The organism is Ruminiclostridium cellobioparum subsp. termitidis CT1112 (assembly GCF_000350485.1).
GTDB classification, from domain to species: domain Bacteria; phylum Bacillota; class Clostridia; order Acetivibrionales; family DSM-1351; genus Ruminiclostridium; species Ruminiclostridium termitidis.
Genome location: NZ_AORV01000031.1, coordinates 83,014 through 106,229, shown reverse-complemented (window position 1 = coordinate 106,229; position 23,216 = coordinate 83,014). Strand labels below are relative to the sequence as shown.

Annotated in this window: 14 protein-coding genes; 12 read left to right on the top strand and 2 right to left on the bottom strand. The window is 43.8% G+C overall.

Annotated features, from left to right (window positions below):
• Window positions 1-26 precede the first annotated feature (26 nt).
• Window positions 27-533 carry a ferritin family protein gene (locus tag CTER_RS11005; RefSeq protein WP_040760875.1) on the top strand — a complete coding sequence of 169 codons (507 nt, stop codon included), beginning with the start codon at window positions 27-29 and terminating at the stop codon, window positions 531-533.
• Window positions 534-602: 69 nt separating this feature from the next.
• Here the strand turns inward: CTER_RS11005 and CTER_RS11000 are convergent, their stop codons facing one another.
• Window positions 603-1,382, bottom strand: coding sequence for an OmpA/MotB family protein (locus tag CTER_RS11000; protein WP_004625668.1), 780 nt, complete (start codon window positions 1,380-1,382; stop codon window positions 603-605).
• 2 nt (window positions 1,383-1,384) lie between these two features.
• Window positions 1,385-2,200, bottom strand: coding sequence for a motility protein A (locus tag CTER_RS10995; protein WP_004625613.1), 816 nt, complete (start codon window positions 2,198-2,200; stop codon window positions 1,385-1,387).
• 222 nt (window positions 2,201-2,422) lie between these two features.
• Here CTER_RS10995 and CTER_RS10990 point away from each other — a divergent pair, with 222 nt between their 5' ends.
• The 11 genes from CTER_RS10990 to CTER_RS10940 all read left to right on the top strand — a co-directional run bounded on the left by CTER_RS10990 (window position 2,423) and on the right by CTER_RS10940 (window position 23,059).
• Window positions 2,423-2,839, top strand: a complete 417-nt coding sequence (locus CTER_RS10990) for a hypothetical protein (RefSeq protein WP_242834971.1) — start codon at window positions 2,423-2,425, stop codon at window positions 2,837-2,839.
• 1 nt (window position 2,840) lies between these two features.
• Complete coding sequence (locus tag CTER_RS10985) at window positions 2,841-3,563, top strand: F0F1 ATP synthase subunit A (RefSeq protein ID WP_004625532.1); 723 nt, start codon at window positions 2,841-2,843, stop codon at window positions 3,561-3,563.
• A 15-nt stretch (window positions 3,564-3,578) separates the two neighbouring features.
• A complete protein-coding gene (atpE, locus tag CTER_RS10980) occupies window positions 3,579-3,806 on the top strand; it encodes an ATP synthase F0 subunit C (protein WP_004625527.1) in 228 nt (75 codons plus the stop codon).
• 495 nt (window positions 3,807-4,301) lie between these two features.
• Window positions 4,302-4,787, top strand: a complete 486-nt coding sequence (gene atpF, locus CTER_RS10975; protein WP_004625606.1) for a F0F1 ATP synthase subunit B — start codon at window positions 4,302-4,304, stop codon at window positions 4,785-4,787.
• Window positions 4,787-5,314, top strand: coding sequence for a F0F1 ATP synthase subunit delta (locus tag CTER_RS10970; protein WP_004625553.1), 528 nt, complete (start codon window positions 4,787-4,789; stop codon window positions 5,312-5,314). The genes atpF and CTER_RS10970 overlap by 1 nt, the downstream gene beginning before the upstream one ends.
• A 33-nt stretch (window positions 5,315-5,347) precedes the next feature.
• Window positions 5,348-6,856, top strand: coding sequence for a F0F1 ATP synthase subunit alpha (gene atpA, locus CTER_RS10965; RefSeq protein WP_004625640.1), 1,509 nt, complete (start codon window positions 5,348-5,350; stop codon window positions 6,854-6,856).
• A gap of 98 nt (window positions 6,857-6,954) precedes the next feature.
• A complete protein-coding gene (atpG, locus tag CTER_RS10960; protein WP_004625562.1) occupies window positions 6,955-7,839 on the top strand; it encodes an ATP synthase F1 subunit gamma in 885 nt (294 codons plus the stop codon).
• Between the two features lie 142 nt (window positions 7,840-7,981).
• Window positions 7,982-9,391 carry a F0F1 ATP synthase subunit beta gene (gene atpD / locus CTER_RS10955; RefSeq protein WP_004625590.1) on the top strand — a complete coding sequence of 470 codons (1,410 nt, stop codon included), beginning with the start codon at window positions 7,982-7,984 and terminating at the stop codon, window positions 9,389-9,391.
• 283 nt (window positions 9,392-9,674) lie between these two features.
• A complete protein-coding gene (gene atpC, locus CTER_RS10950; protein WP_004625535.1) occupies window positions 9,675-10,076 on the top strand; it encodes an ATP synthase F1 subunit epsilon in 402 nt (133 codons plus the stop codon).
• Window positions 10,077-10,275: 199 nt separating this feature from the next.
• Complete coding sequence (locus tag CTER_RS10945) at window positions 10,276-12,639, top strand: S-layer homology domain-containing protein (RefSeq protein ID WP_004625584.1); 2,364 nt, start codon at window positions 10,276-10,278, stop codon at window positions 12,637-12,639.
• 40 nt (window positions 12,640-12,679) lie between these two features.
• The gene (locus CTER_RS10940) at window positions 12,680-23,059 is read left to right on the top strand and encodes a BslA/BslB family hydrophobin (protein WP_004625505.1); all 10,380 of its coding nucleotides are present in this window, start codon (window positions 12,680-12,682) and stop codon (window positions 23,057-23,059) included.
• The last annotated feature ends 157 nt before the right edge of the window (window positions 23,060-23,216 follow it).

Here is a 23,216-nt window from a genome sequence, read left to right as displayed (position 1 = left end):
TTGTAAAAGAGATATAATCGAGAGAATTGAGAAAGAATCAGGAAAGAATTGAGAGAGGTGCAGTAGGCATGGCGTACACTATAGTTGATTTGCTGGATAAGTTCATTTCCCTTGAACAGGCAGGGCAGGACATGTTTATGGGGATAACCGGGAGGAAGGATGTACAGCATAAGATAAAAACCATGGCAAAAATATTTGCCAATCAGGAGAAAAAACATATTGAAATATATCAGACCCTCAAAGCCAAACTGGAAAAAGAACCTGAAACAGAAATCGACTTTTTTATTTATGACAAGATATCGGCGGCAATATTTCAATATGCCGGGATCAGCCGGGTAGTTGGGACCGAAAGTCCGAAAAGCCTGCTGGAATTTTGTCTGAACTTTGAAAAGGACAATCTTGCTTTACTTTTAAGCATACAGGATATATTCTCAAAGGCTGAAACTGATACAAACGCAGTAAATATTAAGCTTATCTCTGAAATTATTTCTGAAGAACAAAAACATGTAAAAAACCTTGAAGCTTTCATGTGAGCTTCAAGGTTTTCCTATAGACCGGCATATCAGCATGCCGGTAACTGTGTTATTTTAATCCCGTATCTACTACTTGTTGAAATTCGCTGCGGTATTGTCATCGTTGCTTGCTTCACCCTGGCTTGAGACGTCTGTCAGGATTACAATATCCACTCTTCTGTTCTTTTGACGATTCGCATCTGAATCGTTTGGAACCAGAGGAGTAAATTCGCCGTAGCCGACGGCCGAGATCAGCTTGGGATCAATACCTGCCTTTTCCACCAGAATTCTTAGAACATTGGTGGCTCTTGCACTTGACAGCTCCCAGTTTGACGGATAAAGAGGACTTTTGATAGGTATATTATCGGTGTGTCCTTCAATTCGGATATGCTTGTTTGGTATATTAGCCAGGATATCCCTGCCTATTTTAAGCACTTTGTCTTCCGATTCCTTCTCTATGTCAGATCTGCCCGATTTAAAAATAAGTCTTTCATTTATCGAAATTACGACGCCGCGCTCCTGCTTCCTGACATCAATGCTTCCTGCAAGCCCCTGACCCTGAACCATTTCCTTAACTTCCCGGGTTATACCTTCTATTTGCTTGTCTTCCATCTCAGAGGGAATCACAGGCGAAGGCATTGTAGCCGGAAAATCAACCAGGGAGTTACCCTGTCCGCTGCCCTGCAGAACTGAATTGGAACCGGTACCGAATATAGAACTGAATGACTGGGACAGCTGCTGGAACTTTTGCGTATCCACCTGGCTCATGGCAAATAAGATTATGAAGAGGATAAGTAAGAGGTTCATCAAGTCTGCATAAGTCAAAAGCCATCGTTCGTTATTGTCTTTTACTACCTTCTCCTTTGCCATACCTATGCCTCAACTCCTTCTTCAGCAATTGCAGCATCCTCTTTTTCCTTCTTACCGTTCAGTTTTTCCATAAGGTTAAGGTTGAGCTTTTCCTTAATTATACGTGGATTTTCACCGGCCTGAATTGATAAGAGGCCTTCTATGATCAGTTCATTTATCATAGTTTCACGGGCTGCCTTAACTTTGATCTTATTGCCGAAAGGCAGCCATAAAAGATTGGCGAAAGCAACACCGTACATGGTGGCAATGAACGCACCTGCAATTTTAGGCCCCAGAGCCAGAGGGTCGCTAAGATCCTTCAATATGCTCAGCATTCCCATAACTGTTCCGCAAACACCCATGGCAGGCCACGTTCCACCCATGGCTTCAAAAATCTTTGCGCCTGATTCGTATATTTCGCCCTGCAGTTCGGTTTCTCTGGCCAGTATATCTTTAATTACTTCGGTTTCTATACCATCCACAACCAAAGCCAGGCCTTTCCGTATCAAATCATTTTTGTTGGTTTGAGCATCCTGCTCCAAACTCAGCAATCCGTCTTTTCTTGCTTTTTCGGAAAGATCGGCCAACTCGTTGATGATATCGATTTCATTGTAATTCTTTTGAGTAAACAACATGGAAAGAGTAGATAACATTTTCTTGAACTCAGATAAGGGAAAGCCCACGAGAGTCGCTCCGAAACCTCCGACAAAAACAATTAGAAAGGGACCCGGACCCCATAGCCCGCCAAGAAGGGACAGGTCGAAATGACCTTCTTCAAGATATCCCATAACTACTCCGCCTAAACCTAAAATCAAACCTATAATGGTTGTAATATCCATATTTTAACCACTCCTGATTGTAAATTCTTTTGTGCAAGTTATACTAATAATTCGAAGCTGACTTATGCACTTTTCGTCAAAGGGCCATTGATTTACCTTTTTCACTGTGCTATTATTGAACTAATTTATGCTATGTACAATTTCCCAACATAGCATGGTTAGAAATAAACCTAAATAAGTATCGTAATTTTTAAGTAGAAACTTAACAACTAATTGCGGAGATTGTATAAAAAAACGATAATGAGTAACATTTTAAAATTTTTTGTAAAAAGAGTTTGTATTTTTTATGCAATTGCTCTTATAATATGTATGATATTCAGCGGTCATCGGATTATAATGATTGCAGCTCTCACTATCGGCGTATTAATATCGTTGTTAAGATTTGCAGTTCTTGAATCCGTGCTCGGGCATTTACTAAGTGGGGCGAATAAAAAGAAAGCAATAGCAATAAATATTGTAATATATTTGCTAAACTTAGTCATAATAGGAATAACAGTAGTTTTTGCCATGCAATTTGGAGTGCATGCCTTTCTGGCTGTACTGGGCGGAATACTTTCAATCCTGTTTGTGATTATGGTAAATGCCATAACAGAGGCTTTTGGAATTACACAAAATCACTATGGACAGAAGGTGAAATAGAATGCATGAAGAAGTAAGTATGAGCGACAGGCTTGTAGAGGCAATGGAGCCACATAATGTGTTTACAATAAAACTGCCGGGTCTGGAAATACCGGTATCTGATGTTGTAGTTGTGATGTGGGTTATAATGGCGGTACTGATATTTTTCAGCATATTCCTTACCCGTAAGCTTTCAGCCGTACCGAACAAGAAACAAAATGTTGCAGAAATCATAGTGGAATTGATAAATAATATTGCAAAAGATGCAATCGGAGAACATCATTGGAAGGCATTTGCACCGTATTTGGGTACTATCTTTTTGTTCCTTATTTTTGCCAACACAGTTTCCATATTTAATGTTATTCCGGGAGAAGGTTTTAAATTCAGACCTCCTACCAGAAACATCAATGTAACTGCATGTATGGCAATTATGTCAATTTGTGTGGTTATTTATGCAGGCATCAGGTACAAGAAGATGAGCGGGTGGCTGAAAAGCTTTGTTGAACCTATCCCAATGATGTTACCCTTCAAGATACTGGATTATGGTATAAAACCTTTATCTCTCGCTTTGCGTCTTTTTGGCAACATACTGGGTGCGTTCATAGTAATGGAGCTGATTTACATGGCAATGCCTCCGGTAGTACCGGCAGCACTAAGTATTTATTTTGATTTGTTTGACGGGATACTTCAAGCATATGTGTTTATGTTTTTAACTTCACTATATATTGCAGAGGTATTAGAATAAGGGGGTGAATAAATAATGACAGGAATAATAGCTATAGCAGCAGCGATAGCAGTTTTTACAGGTATTGGCGCCGGAGTAGGTATCAGTTTGGCAACAGGTAAAGCTGTTGAGGGTATTGCAAGACAGCCTGAAGCTGCCGGCCAGATAAGAAATGTTATGCTTCTCGGAGCGGTTCTTGCAGAAGCCACAGCCATCTATGGTCTTGTAGTTGCTTTGGTACTCGTATTCTTAAAGATGGGATAATATGGTCTACAGTGTAAGAGCCTGTTTAATATCTGCTTGTGTCTGGCATTATAGGTAGATTTTGTGTCAGGCAAGGCAAATTTTCGAGGTAATAATTTGTTTATTGCAAGAAAATTTAACGTGGCATGGCGCAAAATCCGCCAAAATGACGGGCACAATGAAATCTTAAACAGGCTCTGAGGATATCTGTGAAAGGTATTAAAATACCAGGGGATATGAGTACATATACTTCGGCAGTCTAACGCCTTTCACAGATATGGCAGTGTTTATAAAGCATGGTTGATATTCCTTGCTATTATATATATGACAATATCGATCAATGATCACACCGAGACGATTTGTCCTCCAGCCTCCACGAATATAATGACGCCGTTATATCGTATAGATGATTATGCGGAATATATGCGGAGTGAAGTATATTTACCACCCTATACGGCTCGCTATAGGTGCGTGCATATTAAATTTCTGTGAGCCAGAAAGGCGAATGATAATTATATGTTAATGCCTGAAAAATATACATTTATTTTTGTTGCATTAAACCTGTTGATATTGTTCTTCTTCATGAAAAAGTTTTTGTTTAAACCTGTCACAGAGTTCATGGAAAACAGGAAAAATTCCATAGAGCAGGCTTTGAAGGATGCGGACCAGGCAAAACTTGAAGCGGCGGAGTCAAGAAAAAATTATGAAGAGCAGATAAAGAAAATCAGGGAAGAAAGCGATAAGCTTTTGAATGAAGCAAGAATTAAAGCTACACGTGAATATGACGAGATAATTGTAAATGCCAAAAAAGATGCGCTGGTTATTGTTGAAAAAGGCCGTCAGGATGTAGAGCGCGAAAGGGCGGAAATGCTTCGTCAGGTAAGACAGCAGATTGCCGCACTGGCTATTACCGCTGCTACAAAGGTTGTTCAGGCCAATATGGATACCGAATCAAACAAGAGTATGGTTGACAAATTTATAGATGAGGCAGGTGCAGCATAATGCCGCTTGTAGAGAAAAGATATGCCCAGGCATTATTGGAGCTTTCACTTGACGATATAGGTAGTGTCAGGCAGGAATTTGAACAGCTTGTGGAAATATTTAATTCTGATATGCAATTCCGGAGTTTTTTAACTGATCCAAGGGTCAAGCTGGATAAAAAGCAGGGGTTGGTCAGAAATGTATTCTACGGCGAATTAAGCTCAAAAATGCTGAACTTTATGCTGCTATTGATAGCAAAGCAGAGAGTGGTTGAACTTCCCGGCATTTTTGAACAGTTTGTGCGGCTTGCCGACCAGAGGGCAAATATACTGGATATGAAAATTATCACGGCTGCTCCGCTTGAAGAAAGTCAAACCGGCTCTTTGAAAGAAAAGTTCCGGAAAAAATATAATGCAAGTGCGGTAAAGGTTACAGAAGTTGTGGATCCTTCGATAATTGGAGGAATAAAGGTAATTATCGGGGACAAAGTCTACGACGGAAGTATTAAGGGCAGGATTGAATCATTAACTGAACTGGTTACTATGTAGAGCCGGTGTCAGAGCATATGGGGTGAGAAAAGGATGAGTCTTAGACCGGAAGAAATTAGCTCAATTATAAAGCAGCAGATAGAAAGTTACGGAGCTGCGGTAAAAACTGATGATGTAGGTTATGTACTTCAGTCAGGTGATGGTATTGCAAGAATATACGGCTTACAGTCATGTATGTCGGGAGAGCTTTTACAGTTTGACAATAATGTTTATGGTATGGCTCTTAACCTTGAAGAAGACAATGTCGGCTGTGTTGTACTGGGAGACGACAGAGAGATCAGAGAGGGTTCAACTGTAAAAAGAACAGGAACAACAGTTCAGGTGCCAGCAGGACAATCCCTTATAGGAAGAGTAGTCAATCCGTTGGGAAAACCTCTCGACGGAAAGGGTGACATTAAGGCGGATACTTACAGGCCTGTAGACTTTACAGCTCCGGGTGTAATTGACAGAAAGGGCGTAAATACGCCGCTTCAAACGGGTATAATGGCTCTGGATGCACTTATACCAATAGGAAGAGGTCAGAGAGAGCTTATAATAGGCGACAGGCAGACCGGTAAGACTGCAATAGCTGTTGACACTATTATCAACCAAAAAGGCAAGGATGTAATATGTGTTTACGTTGCCATAGGGCAGAAGGCATCCACAGTTTCAGGCATAGTCAATACACTTGAAAGATTCGGAGCCATGGAATATACCATAGTTGTTTCCTCAACTGCCAGCGATACGGCTTCGGTTCAGTACCTTGCACCCTATGCCGGCTGTGCTATGGCCGAAGATTTTATGTACAGACAGCACAAGGATGTTTTAATAATTTATGATGATCTGTCAAAACATGCCGTTGCTTACAGGGCAATGTCATTACTTCTTAAAAGACCGCCAGGAAGAGAAGCTTATCCCGGTGATGTATTCTATTTGCATTCAAGACTGCTTGAAAGAGCGGCAAAACTCAGCGATGAACTGGGCGGAGGCTCGATTACCGCACTCCCCATAATAGAAACACTTGCAGGAGACGTTTCGGCATATATCCCGACCAATGTCATATCCATAACCGACGGTCAGATATATCTCGAGTCAGAGTTGTTCTTCTCAGGCCAAAGACCGGCTGTAAACGTTGGTTTGTCGGTATCCCGCGTTGGTGGTTCGGCGCAGATCAAAGCCATGAGAAAAATAGCAGGTCCTTTGAGAATAAATCTTGCACAGTTCAGAGAGCTTGAAGCTTTTGCACAGTTTGGCTCCGATCTGGACAAAGCCACAAGAGACAAGCTGGTACAGGGCGGAAGATTGGTTGAAACCTTGAAACAGCCTTTATATTCCACTTTGCCGGTAGAAGAACAGGTCATGATATTGTACGCCGCAACAAACAAATACCTTATGGATCTGCCTGTCAACAAGGTCAGCAAATTTAATCAGGAACTGGTCAGATTTGTTAAGGAAAAATATCCGAAGATATTGACCAGCATTGCTGAAACAGGTGACATCAACGACGAAATGATGCAGCAGATGAAGACGGCTACTGAGGAATTTAAAGCTCAGTTTGTATAAAAAATATTATTCTGTGCTTATCATTCATTATACACAGCAGATAAGTACGGGTTATCAATTGTTTGTCGGGCTGTGGGACGGAAACGGCGGGTTATCATATGGCAAATAATATGCGTGAAATAAAATTGCGTATCAAAAGTGTAAATCAGATGCGGCAAATAACTAAGGCCATGAAGTTGATATCAGCGTCAAAACTAAAGAAGGCAAGAGCGCAACTGGAAGAAACCCTTCCGTATTTTAACAAGGTAAGAGAAACTATTGCAGACATTCTTGCACATAGCGGAGATGTTGAGAGCAAATATTTCGATATCAGAGATACCAGGCTGGGCAGTAAAAAGGCCTATATAGTCATTACCGGAGACAAGGGGCTGGCAGGCGGCTATAACAGCAATATCAAAAAGCTTGCGGAGCATGCGGTGGGTGAGGATAAAGAAAATGCACTGCTGCTCATAGCCGGAAATTCAGGAAGATCATATTTTATCAAGAAAAATTATAATGTTCACACTGAATTTGACTATGCAGTGCAGAATCCGACAGTATTCAGAGCAAGGGAGATTGCAGATATTATTCTCGACCTGTATAACAAAAAGCAGGTGGATGAAGTATATATAATTTTCACACAGATGCTGTCGGCCATTTCCCAGGAGCCTAAGGTACTGAAGCTCCTGCCTCTGGAAATCGGTGCGCTGCGCGACGATGTAAATGCTGATGATATTAAAATTGATGAGCAGATAAAATACGAACCTTCACCTTCTGTCGTTCTGGATGTACTGATACCAAAGTATATTAAGGGCATCATGTACGGTGCGTTTGTGGAAGCCTTTACCAGTGAACAAAATGCCCGTATGACCGCAATGGACAGTGCAACAAAAAATGCGGATGAAATGCTGCAAAAATTAAACCTGTATAAAAACAGAGCCAGACAGGCTGCCATCACTCAGGAAATATCCGAAATAGTGGGCGGAGCTGCTGCTTTGAAATAGAGAATAAGCAAATTTATTTGCAACAGCAGATACAGCAGATATTGGATGATTGATTTATATCGATTGATTGAAAAAACAGATATTCTTTTTAATGTTTGAGAGGAAAATAGCCGCGTATACACGCGCAGATGGGAGTGATAGTATGGCTGGAAGTACAGGAGTCATTGTACAGGTTATCGGACCGGTACTTGACATCAGATTTGAAAATAGCATATTGCCCAACATATATAATGCAATCAGAATTCCCACAAAGACTGATTCAGGGGATAGTGTTATAACTGCTGAGGTAATGCAGCATCTCGGAAACGATACTGTGAGATGTGTTGCCATGTCTTCTACAGATGGACTTGTAAGAGGTATGGAGGCTATAGATACGGGAGATGCCATCAAAGTACCTGTTGGAAAAGAAGTTTTAGGAAGAATATTCAATGTATTGGGTGAAACAGTTGATAAGCAAGGCGATATAAAGCCGACGGATTATTACCCCATACATAGGCCTGCACCTTCTTTTGAAGAGCAGAGACCTTCGACAGAGATTCTGGAAACGGGTATAAAGGTTGTGGACCTCCTTGCACCATATGCAAAGGGCGGTAAAATCGGACTGTTCGGCGGAGCCGGAGTTGGAAAGACAGTTCTGATAATGGAGCTGATTAGAAATATCGCTACCGAGCATGGCGGATATTCTGTATTCACAGGTGTTGGTGAAAGAACAAGAGAAGGTAACGACCTCTGGCATGATATGAATGACACAGGTGTTATTGAGAAGACCGCAATGGTTTTCGGACAGATGAATGAACCGCCGGGAGCCAGAATGAGAGTTGGTCTCACAGGCCTTACCATGGCGGAATACTTCAGAGATCAGATGGGACAGGACGTACTTCTGTTCATAGATAATATATTCAGATTTGTACAGGCTGGTTCGGAGGTTTCGGCGCTGTTGGGCAGAATTCCTTCGGCGGTTGGTTATCAGCCTACCCTTGCCACAGACGTGGGAGCACTTCAGGAAAGAATCGCATCCACAGCCAAGGGGTCGATCACCTCGGTCCAGGCAGTTTACGTGCCTGCCGATGACCTGACCGACCCGGCGCCTGCCACTACTTTTGCCCATTTGGATGCTACCACGGTTTTAAACAGAGATATAGTTGCAATGGGTATATATCCTGCGGTTGATCCTCTGGATTCCACCTCAAGAATTCTTGATCCTAAGATAATCGGTGAAGAGCATTATTCAGTGGCAAGAAGAGTTCAGGAAATATTACAGAGAAATAAGGAATTACAGGATATTATAGCAATCCTCGGTATGGACGAATTACCGGAAGAAGACAAGCTGACAGTATTCAGAGCAAGAAAGATACAGAGATACCTGTCTCAGCCGTTCTTTGTCGGAGAACAGTTTACCGGTTATAAGGGCAAGTACGTTCCTCTGAAGGAAACAATCAGAGGTTTCAAGGAAATCATTGACGGTAAGATGGATCATATACCTGAAACTGCCTTCTTCATGAAGGGAAATATTGACGAAGTATATGAAGCAGCAAAAGAAATGGAAGAATAATTTCTTGCCGCTCAGATATTTGTAGTCGCCGCACCTGCGGCGTTTCATGGAGATTAACTTGAAAGCCCCGCTTTGCTTGTCTCTCAAGTTAACCTGTAGAACTAGTCGCCGCGCGATATATTTAAAGCATTGATTTAAAATGCTGGTTAAAAATGACTTCAAATGCTTTAAAAGCGCGCATGGCTAATTAGCCTCCTTTATTCGCCTTATGCGGCATTAATAGAGAGGTTAATTATAGGATATTTTTTGTGGCCGCACTTGCGGCTCATGGAGGCTAATGAGTATGTCCACATTTTTTTTGGAAGTAATCACACCTGAAAGAAATTTCTATTCGGGGGAAGCAGAATGCGTTATCTTTAAGTCTATTGACGGTGAAATGGGAGTTCTTGCAAAGCATGCACCTACGGTAACCACTGTCAATGTCGGACCTCTCAGGATAAAGAATGCCGAGGGTAAATGGACGGAAGCTGTTGTAACCGACGGCTTTGCTAAAATTATGCCGGACAGGGTTGTTATTATGACTGATACCGCAGAGTATCCTGAAGAAATAGATATAAACCGTGCCAGGGCAGCAAAGCAGCGTGCCGAAGAAAGGCTTCAGAAGCAGCTGAGCCAACTGGAATACATGCGCTCCAAAACGGCCCTTGCAAGAGCGATGGCCCGAATTAAAGCCACAAGCAAGTAAAAATCAATATAGAGGTTTGCAGACCCAAAAACACCCCGCCGAAAGACGGGGTGTTTTTGGGTTAAATCATTGCTGCATTTTGCCGATATACGTTAATAAAGAACCTTTATGCGCTGTAAAAGCGTTTTGATAAATACGGGAGAAATATTTGAAATAGAGGTTTGAAATAGAGGCTAAATTCTGCGGGAGGTATTGGACATTGATTTTACACATGAATGACAAACAAAATAAAGAAAGAAACAGATATGCAAAACTATTGAGAAGATTTGCTTTTTTACTGGTATTTTCAATTCTTCTCCAGAGTTTGGTATTGATCAATGTAGCCCGCTGTGAGGCTATGTCGGAGCTTACCGTTACAGTTATAAACAATAATCAGGTCAAGCTGCAGTGGACTGACAATTATTCCGACGAGTTAAGATATATTGTAGAAAAAAAGGTGGACAACGGATCCTTTACGCAGATATCGAGATACCGGGATTCCGAGGACTATACAGACTATTCCGTCAACTCGGGACATACATACACTTACAGGATAAAAGTCGTAGATTCTTCAAACATAACCTCTATTTATACTGACGAAGTTACCTTCAGCACCATTGACGTACAGAAACCCAATTCCTTAAAGGTCAGCGCTGTATCCAGTGACCAGATAGACCTGAAGTGGAGTTATGCCGACGACAAGTCCTTTACCACGTTGATTGAGAGACGGGAAGCCGGTGATACCGAATGGTATAAGGTTGCAACTGTTCCGTCGGGACAATTTACCTACAGTGATAAAAATGTAGTGTCGGGTGTCACTTATTATTACAAGGTCCGTTCGATTTTCAGCGAAAGAGTCAAATCCACATCCTTTCCGGATGAGGACAAAGGCTACAGTTCCAGCCCTCTGTTATATAAACCCACAGATCTGTATGGATTTGCAAAATCTCCATATTCAATACAGATTGAATGGACTGACAGTTATAATGCGGCAACGTATGTGATTCAGAGGAAATCTCCCGATGAAAGCACCTTCAAGACCATTGCCGTGGTTCCCAACAGTGTAAATGTATATGTTGATATAAACGACAGTGCCAGTCCCATTAAGCCCAACACTGTATATACCTATAGAATTCAGGCTATATCAGGCAGCAGCAGCTCGGAGTATTCCGATCTGCTGAATGTGACAAGCACATTTCTTAACAGCCCGTCCACTCTGACAGCTTCATGTGTTGACGGCACAAGGGTCAATCTGTCCTGGAAGGATTACAGTGACGGGGAAACAGGTTTTGAGATATGGCGAAGGGCGGCTTCGGATGCCGACTGGACGCTGTATGACAGTGTGGGCAGGAATGCGACAAGCTACACCGATATAGGGGTATCACCGCAGGTGTCGTATACATACAGGATAAGAGCCAAAATTAATGACTACAGTGTTTTTTCTGACTTTTCAAATCAGGTGAATATCTGGGTCAGCAGCATCAGCTCGCCTTTGAACCTGGACTACACCATTTTGCAGCAGAATGAAATAGAATTGAGCTGGCAGGATTCCAGCGGATCGGAAACCGGCTTCAAGGTGGAAAGAAAAGAAGGGGAGTTGGGGAAATGGCAGCAAATAGCACAGCTGAATCCCAACACCGTCAAATATACCGATAAACGGCTTAACAACACAAAAGTGTACTACTACAGGATTCAAGTCTATGATGCCGCTAATTCGACAAGTTACAGCAATGAAGTGGAAGTATCGTTCCAGATACCTGGAAAGCCCACCGAGCTTGAGGCCAGAAATATTTCTGCAAATGAGATTCAGCTGACCTGGAAGGACAATTCCTATCAGGAGAAGGAATTTGTCATAGAAGTCAAGCAGTTCACTTCCTTCAGGGAGATAGGCAGGGTCGGCGCGAATACCACCACTTTCATACACAAGGGAACTCTGTCGGAAGGTACGTTTACATACCGTGTAAAAGCTGTAAACGGTATTGTACAGAGTGCATATTCAAATGAGGCCATGGCTTCGGGAGGCAAAAAGGCCAGCTATACCGATCTGGGAGGGGTAAAGTGGGCTGTTGAAGCCATTGAGGGCCTGACCGGCAAAAAGGTATTCGATGCGAAGCCGGGCACAAAATTTTATCCCGAACAGAGTATTACAAGGGGCGAGTACTGTGCCATCATTGTCAGGAGCCTTGAACTTGGCGATGTGGCAGCAGGGCGGTATGCAGACGTCACCTCAAAGCACAAATATTATAAGGAAATAATGATAGCAGCAAAGCTTGGTATAGTATCCAACGACAAGAATAACAAAATTTACCCCGACCAGCTTATTACAAGGGAACAGGCCGGAGTAATGCTTGCGCTGGCACTAAAGATCAGCGGGAGACCGCTTCCTGAGCAGGACAGCAGCATACTTAAGCAATTTGCCGATTACCAGCAGATTTCGGAAGGCTCTGCTGAAAGGATATCGGCAGTGTGCGGTGCGGGAATTATCACAGGAAGACAGGAGAAGGACAAGGTATATTTACGTATTACAAGCAATGTTACAAGAGCCGAAGCTGCTGTCATGATGTATAAGGCGCTTAGTCTTTGATGGTTGATACAATTATGGTTATATTGAGGAGCGAGAACCGATGAAGAGATTAATAAAACTCATATCAATTATGCTGACAATGGCATACCTGCTTTTAATACCGCTTAATTCACTGGCGGCGGCAGGTGCGGTCAGTGCCAATGTCACCGATCCGCTGCTGGGCAAATGGCAGGGCTACGGATTGGTGGACAAAAGTTTGACAAACAGTGACCTTAATAAGGCTGTTCAGAAGATTGACTTTATTTCTCTCATAAATGGGATAATGAAGCCCACCAATAAAGCCAATATCAGCTTTTCCGACGTACCGGGAGGGACCTGGTACGGTGAGGAGATCGCAAAGGCCGCAGCCGCAGGATACATAGACAATAAGGATAAGGCTAAATTCAATCCATTCTCGGAAATAACCAGGCTGGAAGCAGCCATAATGGTTAAGCGTGTTTTCGGACTTGAACTGAAAGATAAAAGGTTAATCAGCAAAATAACCGATGCCGAGGCAGTGGAGAGCAAACAGCTGGAAGAGTTTGCAGCAGTCATAGAGAAAGGCTGTCTAAACCAGGTGGCTGAAGGCAGATATGTTCCTTACGGAGTACTGAAGCTTTCCGATGCACTGAAAATGCTGGATATTTGTGTGGGACAGGTGGTTACAAAGCCAGGAACAATATCGGACAATGTTTACGGAAATATGATGATAAACACGGGAGCCGTCACACTAAAAGATATGAATGTGGCGGGAGACCTGACTGTAGGGGAAGGCGCCGGTGAAGGTGATGTGAGGCTGGACGGCGTTTCGATAAACGGAAAGCTGATAATAAGGGGTGGGGGCCCCAACAGTGTCACCCTGACCAATACAAGGGTCAATGACATCCTGGTAATAGAAAAAAGCGCGGGCAATGTACGTGTAAAGACCTTTGGAACTACAACAATCAACAAGACCTATATAAAATCCGGGTGCATCCTTGAAGAAAGCGGCTTAACCTCCGGACAGGGTTTTGTTGACATTACGGCAGAGAGATCGGCCGTTGAAAATCAGAAAATCGACCTTAAGGGTAATTATAATAAAATATCGGTAAATGAAAGCAATCTGGCTGTAAATTTAAACGGCAATGCAGATTCAATCGATATATCAAAGGGCACTGCCGGTAATCTGACTATAAGCGGAGGCAGTGTTAAGACCATAACCACCAAAGCATCCCAAAATATGATTGAAATACTGGGAGGTACGGTAACAACCTTAAATATTGACACCGGAGCAATAGGCAATAAACTGACCGTAAACGGAACTGCAACGGTAAGCAATGTCAATGTCAAGGAAAACACAGACATTTCACTGGTTAAGGGAACAGTGGATAAGCTTATACTGGAGTCTGCTTCGGAAGGGTCGAAGCTGAATATATCAAGCGGTGCATATCTTAAGAATATTACGGCTAATGCGGCCGCCACCATAACGGGCAGCGGTTCTATTACCAATGCCTACATATATGCTCCCAATGTAAGTATGAGCATAAGGCCAGGCGGAGATTATATCAGAGGCGGAACCGAAACAACTCCGGGCGGCACCGTTACAGATCCCACACTGCCGAAAATAACAATTTCGAATGTGTACAACAAAACCATTATGGTGGGCAGCAATAATCAGAAACTGGATGCCCGTGCTTCAAACGGAGCAGAGATCTTCTACAGTTCTGCCGACAGTTCAATTGTAACTGTGGGCGAGAAAGGCCAGTTAACCGGAGTTTCAGTCGGAAAAACAAATGTATACATATCGGCCGTCAAAGAGGGATATGCTCCTGCAATTTCAACAATCACAGTCAATGTAATTTCCGGCAATACAACCTCGTCGGGTACTCTTTCGGTATCACCGTCAGGCGGTAAGGCAGGTGAAATAATTGATGTTGTCATCACTTATACAGCCGGAGAAAATATGACGAGCGGCAGAATCGTATTCAAGCTGCCGGCAGGCTTCACAGCATCGGAAAGCGATACCTTCAGCATTAATTCAGGTGCCGGAACGGCTCTGACAAAAGCGCATATAATTGATCCCGGAACCTTGTCCTTCAATAATATTGCCCTTGCTGCCGATGATACTCTTCAAGTCACATTGAAGAAGAAGGAAATACCGGCAGGAGGACAGCTCGAATTTGCCGCCGTGGTTGACGCAGACGGTATAGGACCGAAGCTGCCGGCAGAAATAAGCACCATATTTACCTGTGACAGTCTGAAGATACTGCAGGGCAACGGTGTGAACTACTCAACTCCCGAATATGGCTCTGTAACAGGTACTACAAAGATTTCCAAGCTCTCGTCTATCGGCATCCCGGGAGTCACCGGGTGGGTCATAGGCGATGTGGTTGCAGATCCTGTATATGATCAGGTATTGACCGGAACCAATTACTCGGCCGGACAGGATATAGAGGCTGCTGCCGGACAGCAGATAATGCTGGCTGCCGTTGATGCGGCCAACAAGGTCAAGGGCTATGCTGTGATTACAATTGATGCTTCCATGATAAGACCCGATGATGCGACAGCTCTGGACCCTGCAACGATCAGCGTTGAACCGGGTATACAGGCAGGTTCTGTCAGATTAAACGGCCTGAATCCGGTAAATGGTGCAGCCGAATGGATGATCAAGGTACAGAATGCACCTTCGCCTGCAATATTGATCGACAGCGTATTCGACGGGACTGATAAGTACAACCCTGGCGATGACATTAAAGTATCCAGCAACCAGTATATTGTACTTGCGGCTGTTGAAAACGCAGAAAATAAAAAAGTAAAGGCATATGCGAGCATACCTGTTGCGGGCAAGGTAAGCCAACCTGCCGGGACGCTTGTCGAAGGCACAAATTACAGTAAGCCGGCAAATGGCAGTACTGTCGGAACAATTTCCATACAAAGCCTGACTCCGGGCGATTACGGCATAGCCGTCTGGCAGTATGTAATACTCGGCAATCCTGCGGTTATACCTGCAATTAACGTTACAACGTCAGAATTTAAGAAATACACCGGTAATCAGGAGTTTAATATCTATAGTGCCAAGGAAGACATACTTGCCGCTGACGGCAAGCACATCCTGCTTGTTGGAACAACAGATGCAGACAGCAAGATATTGGCATATGCCGATATACTTGTAGAGTCCGGAGCTGTCCGCCGGGAAGATGCAGCCGCCATACCTCCGTCCAATATAATCGGACCGGTTATGGGCTCAACAGCAGGTACGATCAGCATTACAACCAACTTTAGTACCCCGATAGCAGGTGCTACCAAGTACAAATACAGATTCCAGGATACTGAGTTGAAGCCTGCTCCTCAAATAAACAGCAAATCGGATATATACAGTGAACTGGGAAAAGACTTGAAGGTCACAGGAAAATATCTGGTTCTGGTTGCTACGGATAACAGCGGCCTTATTAAGGCATACATTAATATAGAAGTTGATGAAAGTCTGATCAGGCCGGATAATGCTTATTTACTCAAGACTACCAATAACGACTATTCAATTGTGCCGGGAACTACCAGCGGAGCAATTACTGTGAATCTGGCAAAAGCCAAGATAGAGAATGATACAGGCAAGTCCATCTCCCAGTGGTGGTACAAGCTTGCAAGTAATGATTTTGAAATACCATATACCGGAAGCAAGATTACCGGCAATATGACAGCGGTGTATACCTCCGGAACCGATATTTTAAATGTAGCTCCAAAGCAGTATCTGCTGATAATAGCTGTTGACGTTGACGGTAAAACTGTTGCATACCTGAAGGAACAGATACAGTACAATCAGATCAGACAGGCGGATGCGGGCACACTGATATCCAGTGCCGAGGACAGTGTCAACTTCAACTATTCGGTTCCTGAACCCGGAGACAAGGGTGGACAAACCAAGATAAGGACACTGGGCTTCTGGGGATATAACGGCGGAAGCAGCTGGAAATATACCATATCAGCTGCTCCGGTTGCCGTGCCTGTAAAATTCAGTTCAGCCAGCGGCTTGAACGGATATGCCGCCCAGCTCAGTGTCACGGTGGATGCAGGAAAATATCTCGTACTGTATTTGGTGGATAACCAGAATCAGATATTGGCATTTAAGAATATTAAGATCAGTGCCGATCAGATAAGACCACAGGATGCCAAAGTTCTTACATCAGTCAACTATTCGGCTCCTGTGCCCGGAACTGCTGCAGGCTCAACAATGATACCCTACCTGTCCTTCAGAGATCTGGACAGCACGGCCGACTATACCGGCTGGACATGGAAGTATGTTGTGGGAAATAGTATTTTCACCCCGCCTGCTATGGGTACCGATATTAATACAATAAGCGGCGTACAGGCATTAACAACCACAACTAATATCCAGGTAACGGCAAGACAATATGTTTTGTTGCTGGCTGTCGATAAAAACGGATTTATAAAGGGTTATGCCAATATATTGGTTAACCAGGAAGCCATTAATCCTGGAGATGCCGAGAGTATCCCGACTGATAATTATCATCTTACCAAAGGAACTGTGGAAGGGACCACCAGCTTTGATAAACTGGTTATGGTAGGACTTGATTCACAGGCCAGCAAATGGATGGTAAAAGTCCAGTCAGGACAGTTTGCAAGTGCCCTGCCGAAAAATACAAAGGTTTCGGGAGCATTATGGTATCCTTTCAACGGTACCGATAAAAATATCCCTGTAAATGTTGGAGACCATATATTGTTGCTTGCAACGGATACCTCGGGTTATGTCAAGGCCTTTGCGGATATCACCGTCGGCTCGGATGAAATCCAGGCACCATTTGCAAAAGAATTGAAGCTGAACGAGAACTATACTGTTCCGGCGCCTGGAAATGATGCAGGCACAGTCAGAATGGTCCTGCAGGAAACTAATATTCCTAAGGCTACCGGAGAGACAATAGTCTGGAAGTATAAGAAATCCGTTTACGGTTACAAGGCGCATTTCAATGATGATTCCTCGGGCGCCGAGTTCACAGTGTGCAAAACCAATGAGGATATGAAAGTAGAACCCGGTTACTGGCTGCTTGCAGCAACTATAGAGGATAAGATCAAGGCCTATGCGGTAATTAATATAGATGCTTCTCAAATCAAGCCTTCGGAAGCGCCTTTACTTGAAAAAGATAAAAACTTTGCAGCTCCGGTTCCCGGAAGCCAGCCCGGAACTACAAAAATTACCGGCTTGACGTATATGAACGTAACGGGTTCTGAAAACTGTGTATGGCAGATAAAGGTAGTTAGCACTAATGAAGTGATAATGGCAAACAGCAGATTTATGAGTCCTGACATAAGCAACTACACTTCAGGAGACATAACTGCAATGTTGAATCAATATGTAATTCTTGCTGCTGTTGATAAAACAAGCGGAATAGTCAGGGCATACAAAACCATCAAGGTTGAAGAGGGAACCGTCAATGCCCCGGCTCTCACGGCAGGAGCAAACTACACCGCACTGAAGCCTGGTACGGTATTGCAGACGACTTCTCTATACGTAGCTCCTGACAGCACGAAATATGTAGTCAAAGTGGCCGACAGTGCTCAAAATATTGCCGCAGGAAGTACCATCAACTATGCGGCAGCTCCGGGAGCCGGTTATGATTATTCAAATTACAGTGCGTACATTTCAGGTACAAATATTAAAGCTGAAGTGGGCAAGTATATTTTGGTTGTTGCGGTAGACAGTACGGGCAAGGCTCTGGCCTACCAGAATATTCAGGTAGTTGAGAGCAGTCTGAGAAAGGGCGATGCAACCCTGCTGAAAACTCCGCAGAACTATTCCGAATTGGAGGCCGGAACAGGTATAAATACTGTAAAGATAGCATTCCTTGACTTCTTCGGCCTGCCCACCGGTGAAAAGGAGTGGGCATTCAAGGTTCAGAGCACCACACCTGCTGCGGTTGAAATGGATTCCATAATACAGGTAACAACCCAGAACAGTTATGTTGCAGGCAAGGATATATTTGCCAATGAAGGGGAGTATGTAATACTGTATGCCGTTGAGAAGGCTACCGGAAAGGTTAAAGGCTATGCTGTTTTAGAAGTGAAACCAGGTGTGGTGAGAGGCGTTGCTCCTCTGCTTCAGTACAGCGGACAGGTACTGAAACCAGGATCTGCCCTTAATACCACAAGGATAGATGAAGCATTAATTACAAAGCCGTCAGGATCAAATGTCTTAAAATATATTGTCAGAAGCAGTGCTATTGGTACTGTTTTGAAAGACAGCCCATCGGCAGACTGGAATGTGTATACTACGGGTTCGGATATTCAGGCACTGGAAGAACAGCATCTCATACTGGCGGCAACTGATGGCGGCGGTTTGATAAAAGCCTACGCCGATATAACTGTAAACAGTACCGATCTCAGAAGTATTATAGCCACACTTGGCGGTTCGCTTATTGCTTCACCGGTGGATGAAACCAGGATTGCCGGCGGCGGTGAGACAATTACCATAACACTTGATTCGGCAGAGTGGACAGATGATGCCATTGCTGCAAAGAGGAGCCTGCTGCTGGGCGGATTTAAGGCATCGGGAACAGAGGCAGCCAAGTGGACCGCGGTTATGAACAAGGTTACACTTGTTGAAAAGGTTAATAATAAAACCATTCAGATCAGGTTGAGTGAAGTGGCCTATGACATAACAGCAAATCAGGAAATAACATTAACAATACCTGCCGAGCTGGTCAAAGGAGCCGTAAAGCCTATAGCAGCAAATAATACAATAACCATAGCAGCCTTATCAAGTGTCGTAATAGCTCTGAAGTCGCCGGCCAACGCGGATGTGACAAGCTTCAGCCAGGGTGACATCAAGGCAGGTTCATTTAAGATAGTCATTACACTCAAAGACGGTAAATTTGCCAGTGACGTGGATACCAACGCGGTAAAACGGGATGCGATATTTAACGGTTTGAAGGCTACTTATAATACCGCTGCCTGGACGGAGGTCATCAATGCACTTGTGAGTGCTGGAAAGACAGCGATAAACCTGAATTCTGAAAACAAAATAACAATTACACTGCAGGCAGTTGACTATAAACCTCTTGGGAATGAAGTTATAACTGTAACTGTTCCGTATAAGACTTCATCTGGTGAACCAATAATGGCAGGAGCTGTTAATGACGCCGCAGCTGCAAGCAAAATAACCATTTACTCCGATATATCTGCAGTACTGTCCGGGACACTGGTTTCGGCACCTGTTGCCGAGCCGGATATAGTGGCAGGTGGAAAGACACTGGTGGTAACATTAACCGACGGGAAATGGGTATCAGATATTGTTTCAAATGAAACCGCAAGGAATGCACTGTTTGCGGGTTTGACCGTATCTCCGGTCGTAGCCGCCAAGGACACCGAGGCGTGGACAAAAAAAGTCATTCCTGCTTTACAGGCGGCAGCAAAGCTCACCGGTCAGACAGTCATCACAAGGACCAGTGATACTGTTATAGAAATAACAATGCCGCCGGTGACCGGCTATGAAATAGGCGCAGATCAGGGTATTGTACTGAATATACCGTCGGCGTGCATTGCCGGAGGGATAAAAGACAAGCTTTCAGCTCCGCAAAGTATTAAAATAACCAATGTTGCTCCAGCAGTAGCTGCTGCTGTAAAAGATGTAAGTGTATCGGGGACAGTTTATAAGTTTAAGACGGATGATACCATTACAATTAATGTGGAGTTTGATACGGCTGTTGATGTCAGCGGAACACCGGTAATCAACCTGAATACAAACAGGGATGCCGTGTACAAGATCAAAACCGCAGCAAACATCCTTACCTTCGAATATAAGGTTCAGGCGGGAGATGCTGCTTCGAAACTGGATTACAAGAAAACCAGCTCACTGGTACTGCCCACCGGTACAGCCATAGTTAACAGCGGCACCAGTGTACCTGCTAAAATTACATTACCGGCACCGGGAAAAACCGGTTCGCTGGGCGACCCGCTTAAAACTCCGATAGTTGTGGATACTGCTGCACCTAAGTATGCCGCATCTTATCCTAAAAAAGGTACAATTGAGAAGGAATCGGCGACTGTACTCGTAAAGACCGGTGAGGCTGCAAATATATACTATGTGGTAGTGCCAAGCGGCAGTACAGCTCCTTCGGCTGATCAGGTGGTTGATGAATCAAAGGGAACAGTACCGGCTACATCAATTGATTCAGGTATTACGGCAGTTGCGGCCAATACCGAGGGTACTTTATCCATATCGGGCCTGAGTGAGAATACAAGTTATTCTGTGTACATTGTTGCGGAGGATATCCCTGGCAACAGGGCTGCGGTAGTAAAATTTGATTTTACAACGAAAGATGATACACCTCCTGAGTTCGGCAGCGGCTATCCTAGACAGAAGACACCGCTTTCGGATAACAAGATCGAGATAGACGTAAAGATAAATGAACCTGGTACCGCATACCTGGTAGCGCTGCCGGTTGGGGCAGCCCAACCGACCGGGGAGCAGGTGCTTGCATATAAAAATGCAAGCGGTGTGACAGTTGCCAGCAACCTTAAAGCAACAGGTACAATACCTGCCACCGGTGAGGTTACATTGACATTAACCGGGCTTACGGTATCATCACATTACGATATATATGTAGTATGCAAGGACCTGGCGGGAAATTTAACAGCTCCTGCCATGATTCCGGCAGAAACTTCAATGCTTAACCTGAAAGTAGTTGCGGTGGATCTTTCCAAGAAACAGTTATCCAACACCACGACGCTGATGGAATATAGTCTTGACGGCATTGACTGGAAAGATTGTTCAAATGGTACTACAACATTCACATTTGATGATAATGCCGCTGATCTTACAATATATGTAAGGGAAAAGGCCAATCCGGCAATAAACAAGGAGCAGCTGGGAGTATTCCTGAAAGCTGATAAAAATACCATCAATTTGGGTTTGATAAGCTATAATGTTGCTCAAGGGAAAATATATAATGCTTCAGCCATAAACCTCCAGTTCAGGATTAATGGAGGCAGCTGGTCGGCACTGAACGCACAGGCTTCCGGTGTACCAGGTTCTGCAACCGTTAATTTTGTACCGGGCAAGTTGGAGGTCAGGACAGCGGTGACAAAAACTGCATTGCCGTCAGATGCGGAATCTGTGGATGATATACCTGTTCAGGAGGCTCCTCCGGAGGTCAGCAGTGATGATGATGCAAATGTCATTACAGGTCTGCTGGGTTCACATGAATACCGGATCGGAACAGGCAGCTGGATAGATGGCAGTATAAAGAGCGATTTGTCCGGAACGAAGGATGTGGAGGTAAGGAAAAAAGCCACAAACAGAGCTCTTGCAAGCAATTCAAAGATTTTACATTTTACAGCCGGAGCTATAACAATAGCGGCAGTTCCTAAAAATGCAGCGGGTAAGAAAGCGGTAACAATAACCTTTGAGGAAAATACAAATAAGGCACCGCTCACCAATATTAAGGATTGGCTGCTGGTTGGTGAGGGAGACATAAATACAGGTACTATAACGACTTCTCTCAGCTGGGGTACGGATTTTACCGCCAGCTGGACAGCGGCAAATACCATTACACTGGTATACAATACAATGTCAGGAGCAACAATGAAGATTGGTAATATAGTTAAGATTACTCCTGATGCAAATATAAAGAATGCCGCCGGAACCTCCGCAAGCTATTCGGTAAAAGGTATACTGACGGGCAGCTTCAATCCGGTGCCTTCAATTGTGAGTATTAAAGCCATGAATACCGGAAATGGTGTAGGATTAAACAACAACGACAGTATAGTGATTACTTTTGATCAGCCTGTCATGCAGGGCACTCCACTGACAAAAGGCAATATCGGTACCTTCCTCACAGTTAAGGACAAGGATGGTAAAAAGAAGAACTCCCCATGGACAGCAGTTACAAACGATGCATCCATAATTTGGAACTCTGATACCATACTGACTATTGTATTTGACAATGTCACTGCTCCGCTGGCTTCACTGCTTGCTGCATCGGATAAAATAACTGTAGAAACCGCATGGAAATTGACGGATATAGACGGTACCACGGATCCCTGCAATGCCAGCTCCCTCATAACCGGAAGCTTTACATCGGCACCTGAGATTACCGGTGTTAATATTCACAGTGACGGCACTGCGGGGTTATCGGCAGGGGATACCGTAAAAATCACCTTCAGTCAGCCTACCGACAAAAAGGTAATAACGCAGGCATTGCTCAGGAGCTATTTTAAAATTTTATCTTCCGATAAGAAGACAACACACAGCTGGGGCTATCAGGACGAGTCAGGAATCTTCTGGGATGCCGATGGAAAGGTACTGACTGTAACAATCAGCAATACAACAGGAGTTACCCTTGCTTCGGGTGACTGGCTGACATTGGACGCATCAGCGGATATAATGGATGCGGATGGAGGAATTCAAGCTGTAGGAAAAGACATAGAAGTTCAGATCGTTTTAAATTAAAATGTTAAAAAGAGGAACTGCCGTACAATAAAATTTTATTCATTGTACGGCAGTTTGTTTTATTTTACGTTTTCTTTACAAGTATGTATAATATATAAGTAAATTGTGCCAATATGCCGATATTTTGGATGATAGCTAGTATTCTAACTTCCGGGGG

Bases quoted from the DNA above. Each gene is read 5' to 3' on its own strand.
- atpF (WP_004625606.1), top strand. From the start codon at position 4,302: ATGTTAATGCCTGAAAAATATACATTTATTTTTGTTGCATTAAACCTG.
- atpG (WP_004625562.1), top strand. From the start codon at position 6,955: ATGGCAAATAATATGCGTGAAATAAAATTGCGTATCAAAAGTGTAAAT.
- atpA (WP_004625640.1), top strand. From the start codon at position 5,348: ATGAGTCTTAGACCGGAAGAAATTAGCTCAATTATAAAGCAGCAGATA.
- CTER_RS10970 (WP_004625553.1), top strand. From the start codon at position 4,787: ATGCCGCTTGTAGAGAAAAGATATGCCCAGGCATTATTGGAGCTTTCA.
- atpE (WP_004625527.1), top strand. From the start codon at position 3,579: ATGACAGGAATAATAGCTATAGCAGCAGCGATAGCAGTTTTTACAGGT.
- CTER_RS10985 (WP_004625532.1), top strand. From the start codon at position 2,841: ATGCATGAAGAAGTAAGTATGAGCGACAGGCTTGTAGAGGCAATGGAG.
- CTER_RS11000 (WP_004625668.1), bottom strand. From the start codon at position 1,382: ATGGCAAAGGAGAAGGTAGTAAAAGACAATAACGAACGATGGCTTTTG.
- CTER_RS10995 (WP_004625613.1), bottom strand. From the start codon at position 2,200: ATGGATATTACAACCATTATAGGTTTGATTTTAGGTTTAGGCGGAGTA.
- atpD (WP_004625590.1), top strand. From the start codon at position 7,982: ATGGCTGGAAGTACAGGAGTCATTGTACAGGTTATCGGACCGGTACTT.
- CTER_RS10940 (WP_004625505.1), top strand. From the start codon at position 12,680: ATGAAGAGATTAATAAAACTCATATCAATTATGCTGACAATGGCATAC.
- atpC (WP_004625535.1), top strand. From the start codon at position 9,675: ATGTCCACATTTTTTTTGGAAGTAATCACACCTGAAAGAAATTTCTAT.